Raw genomic sequence first — 20,791 nt, 5'->3', positions numbered from 1 at the left:
AAAATTGGCGTGGGCATGAGTAAACCCCAGTGAGGAGATCCTCACTGGGGTTTATACGGTGCAGAGGTGACTAGATGTCGAAGGCCTCTTCAAGCAGATTCTTCTGCTCAATCTGGTGCACCTTGGCGTTACCGGTGGCAGTCGAGGACTGTGCACGGCGGGAAACGCGAACCAGTTCCGGCATATCCGGAATCAGGGTGCGCAGGTGCTCGTTGTAGAACGGCCATGGGCCTTGGTTAGCCGGCTCGTCCTGAACGAAGCGGACCTGGGTGGCATTCGGGTAAGCCTCGAAAGCTTCGCGCAGGCGGTTGAACGGAATCGGGTGGAGCATTTCCACGCGGACAATGGCGATGTCATCGCGGCCGTCGGCCTCGCGCTTCTTCTCTAGATCCCAGTACAGCTTGCCAGAGACCAGCATGATGGTCTTGACCTTGTCGGTATCGCCAACCTTCTTGCCGTTAACGTCAACGAAGTTCGGGTCGTTGATAACAGACTGGAAGCGCTTGACCTCGGTGAAGTCCTCCACGGAAGAAGTAGCCGCCTTATTGCGCAGCATGGACTTCGGGGTGAAGACGACCAGCGGACGCCTCATCTCACCAAGCGCCTGGCGGCGCAGCAGGTGGAAGTGGTTAGCCGGGGTGGAAGGCTGAGCCACGGTCATAGAACCCTCAGCACACAGCTGCAGGTAACGCTCGATGCGGGCGGAGGAGTGGTCTGGGCCTTGGCCTTCGTAGCCGTGTGGCAGGAGGAGTACCAGGCTGGACAGCTGGCCCCACTTGGCCTCACCGGAGGAGATGTACTCATCGATGATGGTCTGGGCGCCATTGGCGAAGTCACCGAACTGTGCCTCCCAGGCCACGAGAGCGTCTGGGTTACCCACGGTGTAGCCGTACTCGAAGCCCATGCCAGCGTACTCGGTCAGCGCCGAGTTATAGACCATGAACTTGCCGCCGTTGCCCTTAGAGGTGGCAATGGCATGCATCGGGTTGTATTCATTGCCGTTGCGTGGGTCGAAAGCGACGGCGTGGCGCTGGGTGAAGGTACCGCGGCGGGAATCCTCGCCGGCCAGGCGAACGACCTTGCCCTCGCCGGCCAGGGAACCGAAGGCGATGAGCTCGCCCCAACCCCAGTCGATGCCGCCTTCGCGGGAAGACTTCTCGCGGTCCTTGGCTACCTTGCCCACGCGCTTGTGGTACTCGAAGTCCTCCGGTGGGTTGCCATAGGCGGCACCCAGCTCGGCGAGCTCCTCAGCGGTGATGGAGGTATCCAGACCGCGGGTGAGCTCCTGGGAGGAGGTGATGCCAGTCTGCTCCTTCGGGCGAGCCTTGCCGGCTTCCTTGTGCTCGGCAAAGACAGATTCCATCTGGTCGTGGAAGTCGCGTGCGGCTGCCTCGGCATCTTCGGCGGAGAGATCACCACGGCCGATGAGGTCGTTGGTGTAGTGCTCGCGCACTGCCTTGTGCTCGTCAATGACGGAGTAGAGCTCCGGCTGGGTCATTGATGGGTCATCGGCCTCGTTGTGACCGCGCAGGCGGTAGACCATGAGGTCAATGAAGACATCCTTGCCAAATTGGCGGCGGTACTCGGCGGCCATCTGGCCCACCCAGACAACTGCCTCTGGGTCGTCGCCGTTGACGTGGAAGACCGGGCAGTCGAAGCCCTTGGCCAAGTCGGTGGCGTAGTGGGTAGAACGGCCGGAGTCCGGGGTGGTGGTAAAGCCCACCTGGTTGTTGACCACGATGTGGACGGTGCCGCCGTTGGTGTATCCGCGCAGTTGGGATAGGTTGATGGTCTCCTGGACAATGCCCAGGCCGGTGAAGGAAGCATCGCCGTGCAGCATGACTGGAACCACGGTGTGGCCCTCTGGGCCCTTGTCTAAGGTGTCCTGCTTAGCGCGGGCGATACCTTCCATTACCGGGTCCACGGCCTCGAGGTGGGACGGGTTGGCGGCAAGGGTGACCTTGATTTCGCCATCGCCGAACATCTGTAGGTGGTGGCCCTCGGAACCCAAGTGGTACTTCACGTCACCGGAGCCGCCGAGCTGGCCGCCCTTGTAGTTGCCGTCGAACTCGCCGAAGATATCGGCCAGCGGCTTGCCCACGATATTGAACAGAACGTTCAGGCGGCCGCGGTGCGGCATGCCGATAACGACCTCGTCCAAGTCCTGGCCAGCGGCGGTATCGATGATGGAATCCAGCAGCGGGATGAGGGTCTCAGCGCCCTCGAGGGAGAAGCGCTTCTGGCCCACGTACTTAGTCTGCAGGAAGTTCTCGAATGCCTCGGCGGCATTAACCTTCTGCAGGATGTACTTCTGCTCCGCGTTGGTCGGCTTCGGCATGCCCGCCTCCAGGCGGTCCTGCAGCCAACCGCGCTCATCGCGGTCCAGGATGTGGGTGTACTCGGAGCCAACCTTCAAGGTGTAGGCGGCGCGGAGGCGAGATAGGACTTCGCGCAGAGTCATCTGCTCCTTGCCGCCAAAGCCACCGACGTTGAAGGTGCGGTCCAGATCCCAGATGGTCAGGCCGTGGGTCGCGATGTCGAGGTCGCGGTGATCCGGGTTAGGCAGGCCCGGCTGTACCCAACCCAGCGGGTTGGTATCGGCCAGCAGGTGGCCGCGAGAGCGGTAGGACTCGATGAGCTGCATGACGCGGGTGTTCTTGTCCACGCCGGAGTTCGGTACGTCCTGTGCCCAGCGGAATGGCTCATAAGGCACGCCCATGGAGGAGAAGAGGTCGTCCCAAAATGCGCCGTCGACAAGCAGTTGGCCAATGGTGCGCAAGAATTCGCCGGACTCTGCACCTTGGATAACGCGGTGGTCGTAGGTGGAGGTCAAGGTAACCAGGCGGCCCACGCCGAGGTCAGCCAAGCGATCCGCGGAAGCACCGGCGAACTCGGCCGGGTAATCCATGGAACCTACGCCGATGATGGAGCCCGCGCCCTTGGTGAGGCGAGCGATGGAGTGGCGGGTGCCGATGCCACCTGGGTTGGTGAGGTTAATGGTCACACCAGAGAAGTCATCCATGGTGAGCTTGTTCTTGCGAGAACGGGTAACGATGTCCTCATAAGCCGCAACAAACTCGGAGAAAGACTTGGTCTCGCACTCCTTGATAGCGGCAACGACCAACGCGCGGGAGCCATCCTTCTGCGGCAAGTCAATGGCCAGGCCCAAATTGATGTGCTCGGGCTGAATGACAAAAGGCTTGCCATCCTTGAGCTCGTAGCGCACGTTCATGTCTGGGTGCAGCTGCACGGCCTTGACCATGGCGTAGCCAATGATGTGGGTAAAGGAGATCTTGCCACCGCGGGTGCGCTTGAGGTGGTCATTGATCATGGAGCGGTTTTCCCACATAAGCTTGACCGGCATATCGCGCACGGTGGTAGCGGTAGGAATCTCGAGGGACTCTTCCATGTTCTTAGCAATGGCCTTGAACATGCCCTTGAGCTGGCGCTCCTCGCCGCCCTTATAGTCCGCGATGCGGTCGAGCGGGGAATCGGATTTCTTCACGGACTGTTTTGCCTTAGCGGACTTTTCCTGTGCCTTAGCCACGGACTTATCGACGTTGGTCTCGCGGGCCTCCTGCTTGCGGGCGGTAGTAGTACCCTCAGTCTTCTTCGCGGCCGCCTTAGACGGCTTTTTCGCGGTCTCCTTTGCTGGAGCTTCAGACTTAGGCGCGCCGTTTGCTTCGAAGTAGTCGCGCCACTCCTTATCTACGGAGCTAGGGTCCTTGGAGTACTGCTGGAACTGCTCGTCTATCAGCCACGCATTGGGGCCGAAGATATTCGATGTGCTCACGGCAGGTATTCGCCTCATTTCTCTGCTTTAAAATGGTCGTTTATTCGACTTTAGTGCGGCCTTTGTACGAGCGCATACGTCACCCGCCAAAGAGTCTTCCTACATGATACGGGCCATACCCCGAAACTCACTATGTCAGGGGTATCAAAGGCCCCACTTGAAGGTTCCTGGCTACCCCTAGGCTTGGGTGAGCGGCGAAAGCTGCTCGCTGGCGTGCTCGATAACCTGCTTGGCCAGCTTGCGGTTGGCGGTGGTGCCTAGCATCGCACCGATGCCCATGGGCATGAGCTTGCTTACCCACGCCCACTTCAAGCGTTTGGTGACTTGCTTGGTAAAAAGCTTGGTCAATCGCCCGTTGATGCCAGAAAGTGTCGGTCCGGAGAAACGCGACAGGGTAGCTGCCGAGCGCATGCCGGATACGCTATTGAGATCGCCCACAAAGGTATCGACCAATGCAGAGCCCTTGGAGCCGGTCAGGACGAGAAGTACAAGGGCACGGCGGCGCTCGGGGGACTTAATATCATCGCCACGCAGGTAGGACGACGCCAAGATATACCAGGCCGCGGCTTCCAAGAAGACTACGGATTCGCCGGCGATGGTGGCCGCTCCGGTAACCAACCCAACGCCTGGGATGGCGGCGGAAGCACCGGCAGCCGCGCCAGTGCCGGAGGTGATATTGAGGAAGTGCTTGTCAATGAGCTGCTGCAGCTGCTGCGGGGGAGCGTTCTTATTGCGCTTTTTCAGGCCCTCGACATACTTGCTGATGACCCCAGATTGCACGGCTACCGCACGATCCAGGGAGTTGAGCAGTGCAGAGGTAAAGCGGTTGGTATCTTCCGGATCAATGTCATAGGTATCGAGGGTTTCGACCTTGGTCGAGTTGTTTTTCTTGTCTTTAGTGAATAAACCCATGTGTCCTTCTCCTTCGCTAAAACTTATCGGAGCCCAGCATAGTAAAGGCTCTATTAATGTGCCGTCGCGTCGCAGTCAGATCGCCGGGGGCGTGCAGGCCACCTAAGCTAGTGAGTATGGTTAGGCCGCACGAGAATTACCGCGATTCCGGAGATGTCTTCCCGGAGGAGTCTTCCGCGGCGGCGCGCCTGAAAGCGGAGCAGGCGCACGAACGCGCCCGCCGCGCCTTTGAGGAAGCTCAAAATGCCCTGGCAGATGAGCTGACCGTGCGTACCACCTCTGGTTGGGTGCGCGGTGTTATCGAAGAGGATTTGCGCACCGATCGTCCCATTAGCGCCGGCCCGGTGCTGACGTGGCGTGGAATCCCGTTTGGAGATACCACCGCGGGGGACAACCGCTTCCGCGCCCCGCAACCTGCCCCGGCCTGGGAGGGTGTGCGTGATTGCAGCCAATTTGGTCCGCCGGCCCCGCAGCCCACGTATTCCTGGACCGACCGCATTATCGGCTCCGAGGATTGCTTGCACTTAGATATCGTGCGCCCGCGCACCGAGGAAAAGCTTCCGGTAGTGATCTACCTGCACGGCGGCAGCTTCATCATGGGCTCGTCCCACATGCTTATGCTTCGCGGCTTCGAGCTTGCTACCCGCATGGACGTGGTCTACGTATCTATTAACTTCCGCCTGAATTCCCTGGGCTATTTGGATCTACGCAGCCTAGGTGGGGACTGTAGCGCCAATCCAGCGGTCGCCGATCAGATCTTGGCGTTGCAGTGGGTGCGGGATAATATCGCGGCTTTCGGCGGCGACCCGGAGGCTGTTACCCTCATGGGCGAATCGGCCGGGGGTGCGGCGGTCCTGACTCTAATGACGAGCCCGGCTGCGGAAGGCTTATTCCACCGCGCTATCGCGCAGTCCCCGCCGATTGCCATGATTCATTCTCGGGCTCAATCCACCCTGTGGGCGCGCGAGTTGGTTCACCGCATGGCCTTGCCGCGGCGCACCTCGGTGGAGGACCTGCGCCAGGAGAATTTTGCCGATCTGGTGCGCTCCGGCCAGTCCATGATGTGGCGTGCTGGTGAGCTCATTCACCTTAATTCCTGCTACGCGCCCACGGTGGATGATGAGCTCATTCCGGAACACCCCATCGCCGCCTTTGAAAACGGCCACCAGCACCAGATTCCGCTGTTAATCGGCACGAACTCGGACGAGGCTAGCTTTGGCAAATTCCTTTTCCAGCGCCAAAGCTCCCGCGAGCGCGCCGCCTTGCGCCTGTTGGCGTCCTTTGATCCGCAGCACGCTCCTGAGGTGGTTGCCGCATATGATGGTGCCGTGGCCCGCGAGGACTTTGCGCACCTGCTTGCCGACGCCCTCTTTTGGGCACCCTCCACCCGTACCGCCACCGCCCACGCTCAGGTGGCACCAACGTGGATGTATCGCTTTGACTTCGCTTCTGCCGTGCTCAAGTGGCTGGGCCTTGGCGCAATGCACTCGATGGAGCTGGGCAACGTCTTCGGCGATCCCTATTCCTCGCGCGCGTCCTTCCTTACCAATTGGGGCTCGCGTGCGGAGATGGAAGAACTCACCGCCACCATGCAGCACCACTGGTCCGCCTTCATTCATGGCGGCCGCCCAGAAAAGAGCTGGCCGCGCTATGGGCCCAAGCAGCGCGCCACCATGATCTTCGATGCGGAGGCCTATATTGAAAACGCCCCGCACGAGCTCAAGCGCCAAGCCTGGGAGGGATATCACATGTTGGAGTGGGGAAGTGGGCGCCCAGAGCTGGTGAGATCTTTGGGCTTTCAACCATCCGGGTGGGATTAACGGTAGACTCCACAGTGACCGCGGGCGGCGCCTTGCCTACCGTGGGAACCTCTGCTTCCGAAGGATGGATTTTAAACCACCATGAGCTTTTTCGAAGATATTGCTTCTGCATTGGATGCCGAGGGCATCGAGTCCCGCGTCAATGATGACGTCATGTTCGTTCCAATCACCTCTGATCTGGAAATCCAATTTATTGAAATCGATCCGCTTCTTCCCGCAGCAAACGTCTACATTGCCGCGGCGGACGTTGATGAAGATGACGAAGAATTTGAGGCAGTTCTTGTCTCCGTCGCTTTCTCGGTTGATGACGCCGTGGAGGCGGTGTCTCGCCACATCGCTACCGACCAGGTGGTCACCGTTCTGCGCGACCTGCTGGAGGGTACTGATGAGCGCATCGCGGAACTAGAATTTGCCCAAGATGAGCTCAACCCGCACCTCGTCGTGGCTGAGGTGGCTAACGATTCAGAGCTGCGTGTACTCGTGGAAACCATCGACGGCGTCCCGTCTGCCATCGTCCGCTTCCTCGCCTTCGACTTCGACGAAGATGATCTGGATGACATGGAAGACGAAGCAGTCTCCCTCGCTTGGGAAGTAGATGAAGAGGATGAGGACCTCGATGAGGCTGACCGCCTTGCCCTCTTTGATAACGCCGAGTTTGATGATGTTCCCATCGTGGAGGTTCCCGCCGAGGCCCTCGAGCTTGGCACCTATACCGACTTCGATCGCCTCTTTGATGTTCTAGGCCTTGTTTCCGAGCAAGCCCTGGACTGGGAAGCACAGCTCGTCTCCTTTGATGACGAAGATTACGAAGAACCCGATGTTTACGATATCTTCGGCGAGGATGATGATGACGAGGACGAGGATTACCTGGACGGTGACGATGCCGACCTGAACGACGAATCCGACGCCCCCGAAGCTGACGAAAAATAGTCCCGGCCTTCCCCATAACCCAGCCCGCCGCTCCCAACGGCGGGCTGGGCCTTTCCCGTTTTAGGGGCCCTTTTGTGTTGCTACTTTCGCGCGCCGCCAATTAGGCTTTAGGACAATCCCAGCTTGCAGCTGGGAATCCGCCCTAAACCAGACCTCGTGAGGAGGAGACCTTGGCGATGACCCGCGACACCACGTGGCGCTACGTCCTTGTTGTAGTAGCCGTGGCACTCTCGCTCGCCGCGTGGTTTTGTACCGTCCTTGGGGTGTACTCCACGGTAAATGTGACTTTCGAGTCCTACCTGACCGCCAGCGTCTGGGTCCTCCTTCTGGTGGCCGCGGTGCTGCTATATACCTCGCAGTATGGGTTGGTGCCTAACTGCATCCTCCTGTATCCCATCTTCGGTGCCTCCATCAACCTGCTGTTGGGCTCGTTGACGGTGCGCTCGCAGGTGCCGATGTTCTTCGACACCGTGGGCACCGCCATCGTCGCCATCATCGCCGGTCCCGTGCTGGGCATGGCCACGGGGCTTACCACCACCGTATGGGGCGGAGTGTACTTTGCCTATGATCTCGCCTTTGCGCCCGTGGGGATCTTTATCGGCGCTGCCGTAGGCATTCTGGCGCGCCGCGGAGTATTCAACAAGCTGTCATGGATCATTTTCTCCGGCCTCGGAATGGGCATCGGATCCGGCGTCATGAGCGTGTACGTGCTCATCTTTTCCTTCAACGGACGACCGCGCAAAGGGCTACAAAACCTCACTAAGTTCTACGAGATGATTTTCCAAGACGAGCGCTTGGCCATCATCTTGCAGGGCCTTACCTCGGACATTCTAGATAAGGTCTTTACCGTCCTCATCGCCTGCCTGGTCCTGCGCTTTATGCCAAAGGCAATCGCCCGGCACTACACGGTGACCTTCAACCACGAGGTGATGAGGAAGGTGCTCCACGCGCCTGACCCGCATGCAGGGCCAGACACGCTGCGCAGTCAACGAAACAGCGCGCGACCGCCTAGGCGGCTTGGCTAAAGCCAGCGAAGAGTGACTCGGGGGAATGGACTGGCTGATAAGAACTATCGACGAGCCACACGTAGGTGGCGTTCGGGCCACGGGAGACCTCGTGGACTGCGCTGACCAAATCTGCGGGCACGAGCGTGCGCACCCAGCCTTCGGCCACGGCAGGTTCCACCGGCTGGCCAAAATTCTCGGTAATACGGATGGTGATGAGGTACGCGGGAATTCGGTCTTGACCAAAACCGCGTACCCGAGCCTTTACGCGTTTTCCTACGCGGTGGCGGGTAATGCTCATGCAGTACTCTCCGCTTGGCCCACCAGCGGGGGTCGGCAGTTGCTTTATCGGTGGGCGCCAAGTGGGAGTCGGGCGCGCCAGGGAGCGCGGGTGGTGCATGATGGCTGCGATCGAATTGATGGTGTCATATTCGTGGTAGAGCAAGTCCGCAGCAATCTCGGTTGCGGACTGTGGCAGGTTCATGGCAGTGGAACGGGGAAACTTCTTTTGTACGTTGTGCATGGCCATCACACTAGAACTCAGTCTGGACACGACCCCACGACAATAGAACAAATATTCGAAATGCTTTCGGAAATGGCTTTCCACCACCGCAAGGATTAGAGTTGCAGCCGATATGATGAATACACACAGTGGGGAAGCAGAACGCGAGGAAGCGCCCAAAATCCCGCGCGAAATCTGGGTCATGGTCACCGCCGCCTTCATTATCGCTTTGGGCTATGGCCTCATCGCCCCGCTCTTGCCGCAATTCGTGGTGAGCTTCGATGTCTCCATGGCCGCTGCCGGCCTAGTGGTTTCCATCTTTGCTGCCTCGCGCCTTATCTTCGCGCCAATGTCCGGCTCGTTGGTGGATCGCGTCGGCTCGCGCCGCGTCTATCTCATTGGGCTCATGACCGTCGCGGTCACCACGGGCCTCGTCTCTATCGCCCAAAGCTACTGGCATATCGTGGCTCTGCGCGCTGTAGCCGGTATCGGCTCAACCATGTTTACAGTCTCTGCCATGGGGCTTATCGTGCGCATGTCGCCACCGACGATTCGCGGCAAATGCTCTGCCACCTATGCCACAGCCTTCCTTCTTGGCAATGTTGCGGGCCCGGTGCTCGGTGCTGGTTTGTCCTTTTTGGGCTTTCGGTGGCCATTTTTTATCTATGGCGTGGGTGTAGCACTTGCCGCGTTGGTTGTGTGGTGGCAAATGCCCCGCGTTAATCACACGCAGGCAAGCCAGCAGAAGCTGCCGCCAATGCGTCTGCATGAAGCTTGGAACGATACCGCCTACCGTGCGGTTTTGACCTCCAACTTTGCGCACAGCTGGATCAACATGGGTGTGCGGGTATCTGTGCTGCCCCTTTTTGCCGCTTCCATCTTCCATAATGGCGCGGCCGCATCCGGCCTCGCACTTGCGGTCTTTGCCGCCGGTAACGCCATCGTCCTGCAATTTTCCGGCAAGTGGTCCGATATTCACGGACGCAAGCCGCTCATCCTCATCGGCCTTGTCGGCTCGGCCATCTTCATGGTGCTCATGGGCATGGCTACTAGCGTGTGGTTCTTGCTGCTGATTTCCGCCTTTGCCGGCGCGTCTTCTGGACTTATCAACCCCTCCCAACAGGCAGCCGTGGCCGATATTGTGGGCAATGACCGCTCCGGTGGCAAGGTCCTTTCCACCTTCCAGATGGCAGGAGACTTCGGCCAAATCCTAGGCCCCATGCTCATCGGCCTGCTTGCCGACGCCTCCGGCTTCCCCCTCGCCTTCACCGTTTGCGGTGCCATTGCCTTCATCGGCATCATTGCCTGGTCATTCGGCCGCGACCCGCATGCTGAGGTAGGGAATAAGCCGGAGCGGGTGCCGCAGGGGAAGTAGGAATTTGTGTTTCGGCTAGAAAACTTCAGCCACCTGGGAGACACATAGATAAACGAAGGCGGCGGAGATAATCGCCATCAAGGTGTTGACGAACCAGCCATTTCTCCATTGCTTTGGAGTGTGCTTGGTATTTAACAGGACCAACAGAGTAAGGCCTAAGAAAGGCATGAAAAGGGCACCAAGGACTCCGTAGGCGATGATGAGCCCAGTCGGCTTACCAAGGAGAAGTAGCAACATTGGCGGAAAGGTCAGCCAGATGAGATACGCTCGGTAGTATTTTCCACCCGTACTCGTTCGGGGATCGTCTTGCGGAATCTTTTTGAGGTGGCCAATGTAGTCAGCGAACATAAGAGACACACCGTTCCACACTCCAAGGCAGGAAGAGAACGCGGCAGAAAAGAACCCGACTATGAACAATTTGGATATGAAAGTTCCGTAGCGTTCCGCGAGGACATCTGACATATCAACGAGTCCCTGGTCGTTATCGGATACGGCGACGTTTGCGCTGTAGAGAAGCTCGGCGCCGAGGGCCAGTGTAGCTAGAACAAAAATACCGGTAACGGCGTAGGCTACTGCATTATCCATGCGCATAACCTTCATCCATTTTGGCGTGTACCATTCCTTTTCACGCAGCCAGTAGCCGTAGGCGGCAAGCGTAATTGTTCCGCCGACTCCGCCGGCGATGGATAGTACATAGACGAAGGATCCATCCGGAATCCGTGGTACTAAACCTGCAATTACTTCGGGAAGGTTAGGGGCAGTAATGGCGGCGATGCCCACTACAGTGACAAACATAATCCCGACCAAGATGGCCGATAGTTTCTCAAAAAGCTGGTACTGGCCAAGCCAGGTCAGGGCAAAACAAGCTATTCCGGAAACAATTGCCCACATCTCAAGGCTGGTTCCCGGGAAGAGAGCGCTGAGCGCGAGACCCGCTCCGGACATCGACGCAGCACCGTAGACGAGACCCCAAATAACGATATAGGGGACGAAATGCCAAGAAGTCCACCGGCCTAACTCACGCCAGCCGTGGAACATTGTGTTTCCGGTGGCAAGGCTATACCGTCCGACGCCTTCGACCAGCACGATCTTCATAACCGTACCGATAATGACCGCCCACAGGAGCGCATAGCCAAAACGTTGGCCGGCAATCATGGTGGCAACTAGGTCAGCTGCGCCGACACCTGTTGCTGCGGCCACTAATCCCGGACCGACTAAGGTCCATTTCACTCTGGCCTGGTCGGTTGTTTCGGTGTCGTGCCTTGCAGAACTTGATTCACTGGTCTGGCTCATAGCACCCTCTCGACTAATTGTGTTTCTAATCACTATAGGGAGAGTGGTGCTTTTCTATCAGGAAAACGAGAGTTTGATTTTTGCTCGACCCTCTAGGCCACCGTTCTTCCCGCAGCGTAGAGGGCCTTGGGCATTGCCCGTTGGAGTTTCCATTCGAATTGGATCGGCTTTTCCCCATGGTGGGACACGTAATCGACAGCGCCTAAAAAGGTATAAGCGCTCGCTGTACCGACTTCGTTCTTCTTGTTAAAGCGCGAGGCTATGAGAATCTTGCCCTCACGATTCTGATGGCCGATATAGCGTTCAGCCGCCTTCGACTTCAACGTCGTCGTTGATTGAGATTCCCAGTGCAACAGATCAGGTGAAATTGGGTAGTCTCGATAATTCGTAGAAGCACTTACTTGTTCGTCTTTTTGAAACGTCACCAAGAACAGATCTGTATTGATATCGGGGAAGTATTTCACGCCCTCGCGGGGAAGATTCACAAGTTGTGCAAGGCTTCCAGTTTCCAAAGCGCCAATTAATTCGGCCAATGAATAATCTGCGTGGGTTTCCAACACGGACGTCTCGCTATGCTGCGGAATGATGCGAGAGGAGTCACTGCACAATTGCATAACCTGTTGCAATTCCCAAGTGATCTGCGGGTGCTGGCGCAATATTGTCAGTGCCTTGTCATAAGAGCCAGGATGCGGAGAATTTGAGTTCGCCCAGAACCCGAGAACAAGCATCCGGGTGAAGGCTTGATCGGATGGCACCATATCGGCGTAGCAAAGATCTGGGGTGGAAAGGATGCGCAAGTAGGCATCGATTCGGTGTGGATCGTTGACATGGAGGAAAACCCGAATCCGATTAAGCAGAAATGTTTCGTTCTCACTGGCAGTCTGCTGAATTAGGCCTTCCTCTCGAAGCAGGCGCGTCCACGAATATTTTGAGGGGCGATAGATATCTTCTAATTGGAGATTTGCCTCCTCAAGGAACTTTTTAAGATCTGTAGTTCGAATTTCAGAAAGCAAAGCACGTACCTTGCGTAGTGAATTTCGTGAGATCTTCTTGACATTACGGAGAACCTGTTCGGTAGTCGTTTGGTCGAGCTGAATATGTGACCCCGGCGGAGTGGTGGGAAAACCCTGTTCGATTTCCTCAGTCAGGCGCTTGCCCCGTTTCCGGGTTAAGGAATGGAACTTTCGCTCGAAATCAAACTCCGCATGTTGCTGGCCGATGAAATCGAAAATGACGCAGGAGTCTTTGCCTGGAGATAGACGGAGACCGCGACCCAGTTGTTGCAGAAAAACCACAGGGCTTTGCGTCGGCCGAAGCAAAAGTAGGGTATTAACAGCAGGAATGTCTACACCCTCGTTAAATATATCCACAGAGAACAAGACTTTGACCTCGCCAGTCTCCAGATCTCTAATGGCTTGGGCTCGCTCTGCGGCGGAGAGTTCGTTCGTTACAGCGCGTGCTGGGATTCCAAATTGTTGGAATTGCGTTGCCATATATTTTGCGTGAGCAATAGTGACGCAAAACCCGATGGCTTTCATCTCTGAGAGATCGAAAATGCGGCGGCTCAGCTCGTTAATAATGAAACGCGTTCGCTTTTCTCCTGCTTTGATGTAGAACTCCGAGAGCTCTCTGGAGCTATAGTCTTTTTTGCCGCGATTCCAGGTCAATGAAGAAAGGTTCGTTCCATCAGCAATGCCGTAGTAATGCATAGGAACCAAGAGCTGCAAGCGCAAAGCATCCCACAAACGCAGTTCATGGGCTACGCGATAGTCAAAGTACTTCTGAACGTTTTCGCCATCACCACGCTCCGGCGTAGCTGTTAAGCCTAAGAGCTCTCGTGGCTGGAAGTGGTCTAAAAGCGCGTTATAGGTGGGAGCTTGCGCGTGATGGAACTCGTCGATTATTACGACATCAAAGCGTTCAGGATCTAGCTTTTGTAGCCGGGTAGTACTTAGGGATTGCACGCTGGCAAAGACAAAATCCCAACGGTGCGGCTCGGCGCCGTCGACAAGCAGCTCTCCAAAGTCTGCCTCCTTGAGAACTTCACGGAATGTCCGTCGGGCCTGATGAAGAATTTCCTTCCGGTGAGCCACGAAGAGCAATCGAGGACGTCGCTTCCATTGCTCGCAAAGATTTCGATAATCCAGTGCAGCAACCACAGTCTTTCCAGTTCCTGTCGCAGCTACCAGGAGGTTTCTATGTCGATCCTTTATCTCACGCTCTGACCGCAACGCCTCAAGCATCTCTTCTTGGTAGGGGTAAGGCGTTACCTCTAGACCAGAAAGCTCCAGTTGGCGGAGTGCTCCGGACGATTCACCCCCTTTCGCAATGCGCAGAGACTGCTCAAGACGCTCCATATCACTACTAGGGTCGAAAGTCTTAAAATGGCTGTCGTGCCAGTAACTATCGAAAGTCTTGATGAACTTATCGATTACTTCTGGTGTTGCGGTGTTAGAGCCGCGGACATTCCACTCCCAACCATCGACGAGAGCGGATCTTGACAGGTTGGAACTACCAATAAATGCAGTGTCGAAACCGGATTTTCGGCGGAACAGCCAAGCTTTGGCGTGAAGGCGGGTGGATTTGTGTTCATAGCAAATTTTCACATCTGCCTGGTACTTTTCAACCAATCGCTCGAGAGCAGCAGCGTCAGACGCGCCGCAGTAAGTAGAAGTAAGAAGGCGGAAGGGGATCTTATTGTCGCGAAGATACTCTAGCTGCCTATCGAGGACGCTAATGCCGGAATTCTTGATGAAGGCGCACAGCAGGTCTACCGAATCAGCGGTCTTAATTTCTCTCTCGATCTCGCTGGTCAAGCTAGACTCTCCCAGAGTGTTTGTAAAAAGAGCGCTCTTGGTGAGTGAAACGTCCGGTAGGAGGGGCGGATCCGCTAACCCCGAGTTGTACACAGCGTAGAGGAGCTCCTCGGAATCGATTCCCTCATCATCGCCCAGTAGATGCGCAATGTTGTTAATCAGGGCAACTCGATCTTCGGGTGACTTTAAACCGCGGAGACGGTTCTCTAAGAGTGAACCGATGTGCTGAGCAACCGCCGAGGTATAGCGGCCATGAGCTTCCTGATCGGAGCTTCTCCCAATACCGAATCCTGCAGCAGGGTGTTGGGTTAGCGTTTCCTCCATTCGCTCGCGAATTCGGGTCGTAATGGGGGTCTCGTATGCACCGAAAGGTAGGGAAGAATCGGGATTGATGCTCATACTGACCAAATTCTAAAGGCTGGGCATTCCAAATTGGCATAAAAGAGGATTGGTAAGTAAATATTCTCCCGCCGGTGTTGCGTTTAGCGGAGGATATCCGCCGAATGCTGGCAAAAGGTCACTACGAAAGAAAGGATCTTTCGTCCCTTAGTTGTGATTAGAAGCTAATGCTTCGACCGCTGGAATATCTGCGGGAGCCCAGTTTAATTTTGCAGCTTCTGCGGAGGTAACCCATTGTGCAAGGTCATGGTCGGTCAGGTGGAGGTCGCTATCAATGAGCGTGCAATAGAAAGTCGTTAGCTCAATGGTTGCGAAATCGTACTCGTAAGTTGTTGTCGCAACCTTGGAGCCCACCTCGGCCTTGAGGTTAAGCTCTTCGTGTATTTCCCGAGCTAAAGCCTGCTGAGGTGTTTCACCAGGCTCGATTTTTCCACCTGGGAATTCCCAGTGGCCTTCGAGTGGCTTGCCCGGTTTCTTGCGGCAGGCGAGGAAGCGCTGGCCGTCATGGAAGACAGCGCCGACGACGCGAATGGGTTTAGACATGACTCTATTGTGCCTTGGATCTCGAAAACGTCTAGACAGTGAGGTGTTACTTAGATAACATATCCCCAATGTTCGCGTAAGGCTGTCACGCGGGCTTGAATTTTGTATGCAAGCTTGAGGGGACGGTTCTACTGTGACTTCTACCGAATCGGTCTATTCCTCCCACCAGAGTCATGACGGGGAAATCCCGCAGCCTGGGGGACGGTGGAAACTCTTTCTATATAGCGCGATTGGCGCGTTCGTATTCTTCCTGCCGGTGACGTATCAGGATAAGCGCTCTATTCCTTTGGATCACATGGTCACGATGGTGCGTGACGGAATTCCGGCGGCGGTGCCGTGGATTATCTTTGCCTTGGCCGTGTACGGAACCGTGCGCAGTTTTACTACCGGCGCATTTAAAGAAAGCGCGCTTCAGGCAGTCTTTGCGGTGCTCAATATTGTCGGTGCGGTGATCTCGTTCCTCATGGTCATCGACGCGCTGCCGTGGGTGCTCGGTGATGAGGACCTGGTGCCGTTCTTGTGGAACTCGATTGCCATTCCGGTAGGCCTCATTGTGCCTATTGGTGGTGCGTTCCTAGCATTTCTCATTGGCTTTGGCCTGCTGGAATTTGTCGGCGTGCTTATGCAGCCCATCATGCGGCCGCTGTGGAAGACGCCGGGGCGCTCTGCCATTGATGCAGTGGCCTCGTTCGTGGGCTCGTATTCACTGGGAATTTTGGTCACGGACCGCGTCTACCAAAAGGGCGGCTATACCGGGCGTGAGGCAGCGATTATTGCCACCGGGTTTTCGACGGTCTCTGCGGCCTTCATGGTCATCGTCGCTAAGCAGCTCGATCTGATGAAGGTATGGGGCACCTACTTCATTGTCACGCTCATCGTGACCTTTGTGGTTACTGCCATTACCGTGCGGATTCCACCGCTGCGCACCATTCCGGACGAGTATTTTGCGGACGCGCACCCAGATCCGGAAAAGCCGGTGGAAGGCTCGCGCATCAAAAACGCGTGGCGCGAGGCCATGCTGGCGCTGCAGCGAGCACCGTCGTTGTGGGAATCCATTTGGGAGAACCTGCGCGATGGTGTGCGCATGGCGGCGGCCATCGTGCCGTCAATTATGTCGGTGGGTCTCATAGGCCTGCTGCTTGCGCGCTTTACACCCATCTTCGAGTGGCTCGGCTACCTGTTCTACCCGTTCGCCTGGGTAGTGCAGCTGCCGGAGCCGGTCCAAGCGGGCAAGGGCGCGGCCATGGGCATCGCGGAGATGTTCCTGCCCGCCACGGCAGTGGCAGGCAGCGACAGCATGGTGCTCAAGTTCGTCATCGGCGTGGTGGCAGTCTCTGCCATTATTTTCTTCTCGGCGCTGGTGCCGTGCATCCTAGCCACCAAGATCCCGGTGAAGCTGACCCACTTGGTCATCATTTGGTTTGAGCGTGTAGCGCTGACCATTCTCATCGCCACCCCGATTGCCCACCTGCTGTTTTGATAAGTTGAATCCAAGACGGGTAAGAGGACCGATATCGCTGGAGGGCAATGATGCTTATAGCCACTATCGCAGCTGAGGTAGCTTTTTGGCTTTGCTTAGTGGCTGGCAGCCTTTTGCGCTACGTGTTTAACCTGCGCAAACTCGGTTTGATACTTATGGCCGCGACCCCAATTATCGACCTGCTGCTTTTAGTATTTTTCTATGTGAGCCTGAGTCAAGGCGGTACGGCCGAGTTTATGCACGGCTTTGCGGCCTTTTATATTGCTTTCTCGGTTGTCTGGATTCGTAGACCAGAAAGTTTCTGGCGCCAGCACTCGCAAAGGGCCTAAAGCTGACCAGCGCAGTTTCACACAATGTGTCCTCGCAAGTGTTGGCGCAGCGATTTTGCTGCTCATAGGCATTGCGGTGACTGGCTTAGCGGGTAGCTTTTGGCTTGTATATTGGCTCATCGCCGTGGCCTTTACTCCCGCTATGTGGTGGGGAGTCCAACGTTGGATGAGTAAGAAAGCTACCCGCTAAACCGCACGGTCCAGCTAAACCCCAACGCCGTTGGCGTCTAGCTGGTGAGGTGTGCCGTGACGATGTCATCGATAAGCCGCGCCGCTGCCTTGGCAGTGCGGTTATCAATGTCAAAGGTGGGGTTAAGCTCGACGACGTCCACCAAGGCCAGCTTGCCGGTCTGCGCGATGGCTACAGCCATGGCGCGGATGCGCTCGTAGCTCACGCCCAGGGAAGCTGGGGCAGATACGCCCGGCGCGGTCGATGCCGGCAGGACATCGAGGTCGATGGACAGGTGGACCTTGTCCTTGCCCTCGGTAGCCTTTGCGGCTAGCTCAGCGCACTCGGCTGGGGTGAGGTTCACTAGCTCATCGTCCAGGGTGATGGCGACGTTTAGGCCCTTTGCCTCGTCGAAAAGCACCGCGGTGTTATTGGGCCGAGAGATTCCCAACACTGTGTAATCGAAGTCATCGGTGAGCTCCGAAATCTGCTTGAACGGGGTGCCGGAGGTGGCTTGGTCCGCGCGGCGCAAATCGAAGTGGGCGTCCAGATTGATGATCTTGGTGGCGCCTACCGCGCGGTAGAGGCCACGGTGGGAGCCAAAGGCAGTCTCGTGCCCGCCGCCGAGGATGATGGGGAGGGTGCCGGCCTCGACAAGTTCCTGCACCTTATCGGAAAGAGCATCGTGGGCGCCGTCGAGGTCGTCGGCCTGGGTGGTGATCGTGCCGGCGTCGGCAAGCGCATGCTCATGGTGCACCGCCAAGGAGCCAAGCGCGGAACGCAGCGCGGCAGGGCCTGCGGCTGCCCCCTGGCGTCCGCCATTGCGCAGCACGCCCTCATCGGAGGCAAAGCCCAGGAGGGTTACCGGAGCGGGGGAGTCGGTGGATTGATTGATAACGCTATGCCAGCGCGCGTGCTCTGGTCCTGGTCCATCGGAGCGGCCGGACCATTCGGGGGCGGGGGTGAAAAGTTCAGCTTTTTCAGTGTTCATGGTTTTCGATGTTAGGTAAAACCGCGGCAGGTGGCAGGAAACTCTGCCTACAATCACTAAGCGTGAGTACCAACAGAGTCCCAGCGGCGCGTCACGCGATGGAGATCCTCAAGCTTTTGTCTACTATCGACGTCCCTATATCTGCCGCCCGCATACAAGGTGAGCTCAACCTGCCGCGCTCGTCTACATACCACCTGCTGGCGGAGATGGTTGATGCTGGTTTTGTAGCCCATTTGCCGGAGCATAAGACGTATGGCCTGGGTCTGGCCGCTTATTCCATGGCTTCGGCCTACGTAACGCAGCAGCCCTTGGTGCGCATGGCCACTCGGGACTTGGAGCAGTGTGCGGCGCTGGTGGGTGGATCGGGGCACCTGTCACGTATGGCTGGATCGGAAATTTTGTATCTGCAAGAAGTGCGTGCGGCGGGGGCTACCTCCTTGGTGACCGAGGTGGGCGTGCGACTGCAGGCGCAAAAGACGGCGTCCGGCCGCGTGATGCTGGCGCATCTGCCTGATGCGGAGGTGCGCGCTGCCTTTGATACCGCGGGAGGTTCCGGCTTTGCTGCATTGAAAGAGCGCTTGCGCTTAGTGGCTACACGCGGGTGGGACCAGGAGGTTGAAGAAATTACCCGCGGTCAGGCCTCTGTGGCGGTGCCCATCCTGGATCACTTGGACCGACCAGCAGCTGCGGCTGCGGTGACGTATCCGGTGGGTACTCCGGATGACAAAGTAGATACTGCCATTCGGGCTTTGCAAGAGGTATCGGACAAGGTGGCGGGGAAAATATACCGTAACCGAAAAAAGTGATGTAGCATACATCTATCGCGTTGGGCTGTCGCGCGACACATTTTCAACTATTGATCCTATTCAAGGAGATTTGCCATGCCTAACGCCTACCCGTCCACCGTGACCGTGAACGTTGGCGCCCTTAGCATTGAGGACGTTGTTGCCGTTGCCCGCTATGGGGCGAAGGTCGAGATTGCGCCTGAGGCGTTCGAAGAGGTGGCCGCCACCCGCGAGCGCGTAGAAGAATTGGCTCAGGACCCCACCCCGGTCTATGGCATTTCCACCGGCTTTGGCGCGCTGGCGCGACGCCATATTCCGGAGGAGATGCGTGCCCAGTTGCAGCTTTCCCTTGTGCGCTCGCACGCTGCGGGTACTGGTCCAGAGGTGGAAGAAGAAGTCATCCGTGCGCTTATGTTGCTGCGCCTGTCTACCCTGTGTACCGGCCGCACCGGCGTGCGTCCCGTAGTGGTAGAAACCTACGCCAAGGCCTTGAACGCCGGGATTGTGCCGGTGGTGCGCGAGTACGGTTCGTTGGGCTGCTCCGGTGATTTGGCGCCGCTAGCGCACTGCGCACTGGCGCTGTTGGGTGAGGGCGAGGTACGCGTGAACGGCGAGCTGCAGGAGGCAGGCGAAGCCTTGGCCGCAGCCGGTATCGAGCCGCTGCAGCTACGGGAAAAGGAAGGCCTAGCTCTTATCAACGGCACCGATGGCATGCTTGGCCAGCTTTGCTTGGCCATTACTGACCTGCGCGCGGCCGCAAAGACCGCCGATATTGCCACCGCCATGACCGTGGAAGGCCTGCTGGGTACCCTCGTGGTCTTTGCAGATGACCTGCAGCAGCTGCGCCCACATCCGGGACAGGCCGATGCTGCGGCCAATATCCTCCAGGTGGCCGAGGGCTCTGAGATCCTGGAGGCCGCGCTCGAGGAGTTCAAGAAGAACCAAGTGCAGGATGCCTACTCCGTGCGCTGCGCCCCGCAGGTTGCCGGGGGATTCCGCGATACTCTGGCGCATACCGCCCAGGTGGCTGAGCGGGAGCTGGCTGCCGCGGTGGATAACCCGGTGGTGGCCAAGGATGGTCGCGTGGTCTCCAACGGCAACTTCCATGGCGCGCCAGTGGCCTATGCGCTTGATTTCCTGGCCATTGTCACTGCGGACCTGGCCTCCATTTCGGAGCGCCGCACCGACCGCTTCCTGGACCCGGCGCGCAACCGTGGTCTCAATGCCTTTCTTGCCGACGACCCCGGTGTTGACTCCGGCCACATGATTGCCCAGTATGCCCAGGCCGGCATCGTGAGCGAAATGAAGCGCCTAGCCAGCCCTTCCTCGGCCGATTCCATCCCTTCTTCGGCTATGCAGGAAGACCATGTATCCATGGGCTGGTCCGCCGCGCGCAAGCTGCGCAAGGCCGTTGACGGCTTGCAGCGCGTGCTTGCCGTAGAAATCCTCACCGCCGCCCGCGCCATCGATATGCGCGAGGGCGCCCCGGCTAAGGGAACCGGCGCGGTGATCGCCAAGCTGCGCGAGACCGTCAAGGGTCCAGGTGTGGACCGCTATCTGTCCCCGGAAATCGAAGAGACGGTGCGCCTGGTCAAGGAGGGCTCGCTTGTCGAAGCCGTCGAGAATGCTACTGGAAAGCTGCGTGATTAA

Annotated in this window: 15 protein-coding genes; 8 read left to right on the top strand and 7 right to left on the bottom strand. The window is 57.6% G+C overall.

The features are described 5' to 3' along the window. Positions 1–70 precede the first annotated feature (70 nt). Both L8V22_RS05195 and L8V22_RS05190 read right to left on the bottom strand, forming a co-directional pair. Complete coding sequence (locus tag L8V22_RS05195; protein ID WP_420839961.1) at positions 71–3,793, bottom strand: multifunctional oxoglutarate decarboxylase/oxoglutarate dehydrogenase thiamine pyrophosphate-binding subunit/dihydrolipoyllysine-residue succinyltransferase subunit; 3,723 nt, start codon at positions 3,791–3,793, stop codon at positions 71–73. Positions 3,794–3,970: 177 nt separating this feature from the next. Continuing rightward, the gene (locus tag L8V22_RS05190; RefSeq protein WP_238801082.1) at positions 3,971–4,705 is read right to left on the bottom strand and encodes a hypothetical protein; all 735 of its coding nucleotides are present in this window, start codon (positions 4,703–4,705) and stop codon (positions 3,971–3,973) included. A gap of 116 nt (positions 4,706–4,821) precedes the next feature. Here L8V22_RS05190 and L8V22_RS05185 point away from each other — a divergent pair, with 116 nt between their 5' ends. The 3 genes from L8V22_RS05185 to L8V22_RS05175 all read left to right on the top strand — a co-directional run bounded on the left by L8V22_RS05185 (position 4,822) and on the right by L8V22_RS05175 (position 8,480). Continuing rightward, the gene (locus L8V22_RS05185; RefSeq protein WP_238801081.1) at positions 4,822–6,525 is read left to right on the top strand and encodes a carboxylesterase/lipase family protein; all 1,704 of its coding nucleotides are present in this window, start codon (positions 4,822–4,824) and stop codon (positions 6,523–6,525) included. A gap of 81 nt (positions 6,526–6,606) precedes the next feature. Continuing rightward, positions 6,607–7,455, top strand: coding sequence for a DNA primase (locus tag L8V22_RS05180; protein ID WP_238801080.1), 849 nt, complete (start codon positions 6,607–6,609; stop codon positions 7,453–7,455). Positions 7,456–7,631: 176 nt separating this feature from the next. After that, positions 7,632–8,480: a hypothetical protein gene (locus tag L8V22_RS05175; protein ID WP_238801079.1), complete on the top strand. Its 849-nt coding sequence runs from the start codon at positions 7,632–7,634 to the stop codon at positions 8,478–8,480. Here L8V22_RS05175 and L8V22_RS05170 read toward each other — a convergent pair. Then, on the bottom strand, positions 8,464–8,982 hold the full coding sequence (locus L8V22_RS05170; protein WP_238801078.1) for a hypothetical protein: 519 nt from the start codon (positions 8,980–8,982) through the stop codon (positions 8,464–8,466). The genes L8V22_RS05175 and L8V22_RS05170 overlap by 17 nt on opposite strands. Before the next feature lie 112 nt (positions 8,983–9,094). Between L8V22_RS05170 and L8V22_RS05165 the strand changes: the two genes are divergently transcribed. Further along, positions 9,095–10,336, top strand: coding sequence for an MFS transporter (locus L8V22_RS05165; protein WP_238801077.1), 1,242 nt, complete (start codon positions 9,095–9,097; stop codon positions 10,334–10,336). Between the two features lie 15 nt (positions 10,337–10,351). Here the strand turns inward: L8V22_RS05165 and L8V22_RS05160 are convergent, their stop codons facing one another. The 3 genes from L8V22_RS05160 to L8V22_RS05150 all read right to left on the bottom strand — a co-directional run bounded on the left by L8V22_RS05160 (position 10,352) and on the right by L8V22_RS05150 (position 15,387). Beyond that, the gene (locus tag L8V22_RS05160; RefSeq protein ID WP_238801076.1) at positions 10,352–11,629 is read right to left on the bottom strand and encodes an Nramp family divalent metal transporter; all 1,278 of its coding nucleotides are present in this window, start codon (positions 11,627–11,629) and stop codon (positions 10,352–10,354) included. A gap of 92 nt (positions 11,630–11,721) precedes the next feature. Then, entirely contained in the window at positions 11,722–14,844 is a 3,123-nt protein-coding gene (locus L8V22_RS05155; RefSeq protein WP_269966414.1) for a DEAD/DEAH box helicase, read from the bottom strand. A gap of 147 nt (positions 14,845–14,991) precedes the next feature. Beyond that, positions 14,992–15,387, bottom strand: a complete 396-nt coding sequence (locus tag L8V22_RS05150) for a (deoxy)nucleoside triphosphate pyrophosphohydrolase (RefSeq protein ID WP_269966413.1) — start codon at positions 15,385–15,387, stop codon at positions 14,992–14,994. A gap of 133 nt (positions 15,388–15,520) precedes the next feature. Here L8V22_RS05150 and L8V22_RS05145 point away from each other — a divergent pair, with 133 nt between their 5' ends. Both L8V22_RS05145 and L8V22_RS05140 read left to right on the top strand, forming a co-directional pair. Next, the gene (locus L8V22_RS05145; RefSeq protein ID WP_238801073.1) at positions 15,521–16,867 is read left to right on the top strand and encodes a YjiH family protein; all 1,347 of its coding nucleotides are present in this window, start codon (positions 15,521–15,523) and stop codon (positions 16,865–16,867) included. Between the two features lie 47 nt (positions 16,868–16,914). After that, a complete protein-coding gene (locus tag L8V22_RS05140; RefSeq protein ID WP_238801072.1) occupies positions 16,915–17,196 on the top strand; it encodes a hypothetical protein in 282 nt (93 codons plus the stop codon). Positions 17,197–17,423: 227 nt separating this feature from the next. Here L8V22_RS05140 and hutG read toward each other — a convergent pair whose 3' ends face one another. Beyond that, positions 17,424–18,356, bottom strand: coding sequence for a formimidoylglutamase (hutG, locus tag L8V22_RS05135; RefSeq protein ID WP_238801071.1), 933 nt, complete (start codon positions 18,354–18,356; stop codon positions 17,424–17,426). Between the two features lie 98 nt (positions 18,357–18,454). Between hutG and L8V22_RS05130 the strand changes: the two genes are divergently transcribed. After that, the gene (locus tag L8V22_RS05130; protein WP_238801089.1) at positions 18,455–19,162 is read left to right on the top strand and encodes an IclR family transcriptional regulator; all 708 of its coding nucleotides are present in this window, start codon (positions 18,455–18,457) and stop codon (positions 19,160–19,162) included. A gap of 75 nt (positions 19,163–19,237) precedes the next feature. Next, positions 19,238–20,791, top strand: a complete 1,554-nt coding sequence (gene hutH / locus L8V22_RS05125) for a histidine ammonia-lyase (protein WP_238801070.1) — start codon at positions 19,238–19,240, stop codon at positions 20,789–20,791.

The organism is Corynebacterium yonathiae, from assembly GCF_027570195.1.
Lineage (GTDB): Bacteria > Actinomycetota > Actinomycetes > Mycobacteriales > Mycobacteriaceae > Corynebacterium > Corynebacterium yonathiae.
Note: the sequence above shows the minus strand (reverse complement) of the source record. Positions and strands in the feature narration are given on the sequence as shown.

Excerpts from the sequence above, each read along its gene's own strand:
- L8V22_RS05190 (WP_238801082.1), bottom strand. The coding sequence starts at position 4,705 with ATGGGTTTATTCACTAAAGACAAGAAAAACAACTCGACCAAGGTCGAA.
- L8V22_RS05185 (WP_238801081.1), top strand. The coding sequence starts at position 4,822 with ATGGTTAGGCCGCACGAGAATTACCGCGATTCCGGAGATGTCTTCCCG.
- L8V22_RS05180 (WP_238801080.1), top strand. The coding sequence starts at position 6,607 with ATGAGCTTTTTCGAAGATATTGCTTCTGCATTGGATGCCGAGGGCATC.
- L8V22_RS05175 (WP_238801079.1), top strand. The coding sequence starts at position 7,632 with ATGACCCGCGACACCACGTGGCGCTACGTCCTTGTTGTAGTAGCCGTG.
- L8V22_RS05170 (WP_238801078.1), bottom strand. The coding sequence starts at position 8,982 with ATGCACAACGTACAAAAGAAGTTTCCCCGTTCCACTGCCATGAACCTG.
- L8V22_RS05165 (WP_238801077.1), top strand. The coding sequence starts at position 9,095 with ATGATGAATACACACAGTGGGGAAGCAGAACGCGAGGAAGCGCCCAAA.
- L8V22_RS05160 (WP_238801076.1), bottom strand. The coding sequence starts at position 11,629 with ATGAGCCAGACCAGTGAATCAAGTTCTGCAAGGCACGACACCGAAACA.
- L8V22_RS05155 (WP_269966414.1), bottom strand. The coding sequence starts at position 14,844 with ATGAGCATCAATCCCGATTCTTCCCTACCTTTCGGTGCATACGAGACC.
- L8V22_RS05150 (WP_269966413.1), bottom strand. The coding sequence starts at position 15,387 with ATGTCTAAACCCATTCGCGTCGTCGGCGCTGTCTTCCATGACGGCCAG.
- L8V22_RS05140 (WP_238801072.1), top strand. The coding sequence starts at position 16,915 with ATGATGCTTATAGCCACTATCGCAGCTGAGGTAGCTTTTTGGCTTTGC.
- hutG (WP_238801071.1), bottom strand. The coding sequence starts at position 18,356 with ATGAACACTGAAAAAGCTGAACTTTTCACCCCCGCCCCCGAATGGTCC.
- L8V22_RS05130 (WP_238801089.1), top strand. The coding sequence starts at position 18,455 with ATGGAGATCCTCAAGCTTTTGTCTACTATCGACGTCCCTATATCTGCC.
- hutH (WP_238801070.1), top strand. The coding sequence starts at position 19,238 with ATGCCTAACGCCTACCCGTCCACCGTGACCGTGAACGTTGGCGCCCTT.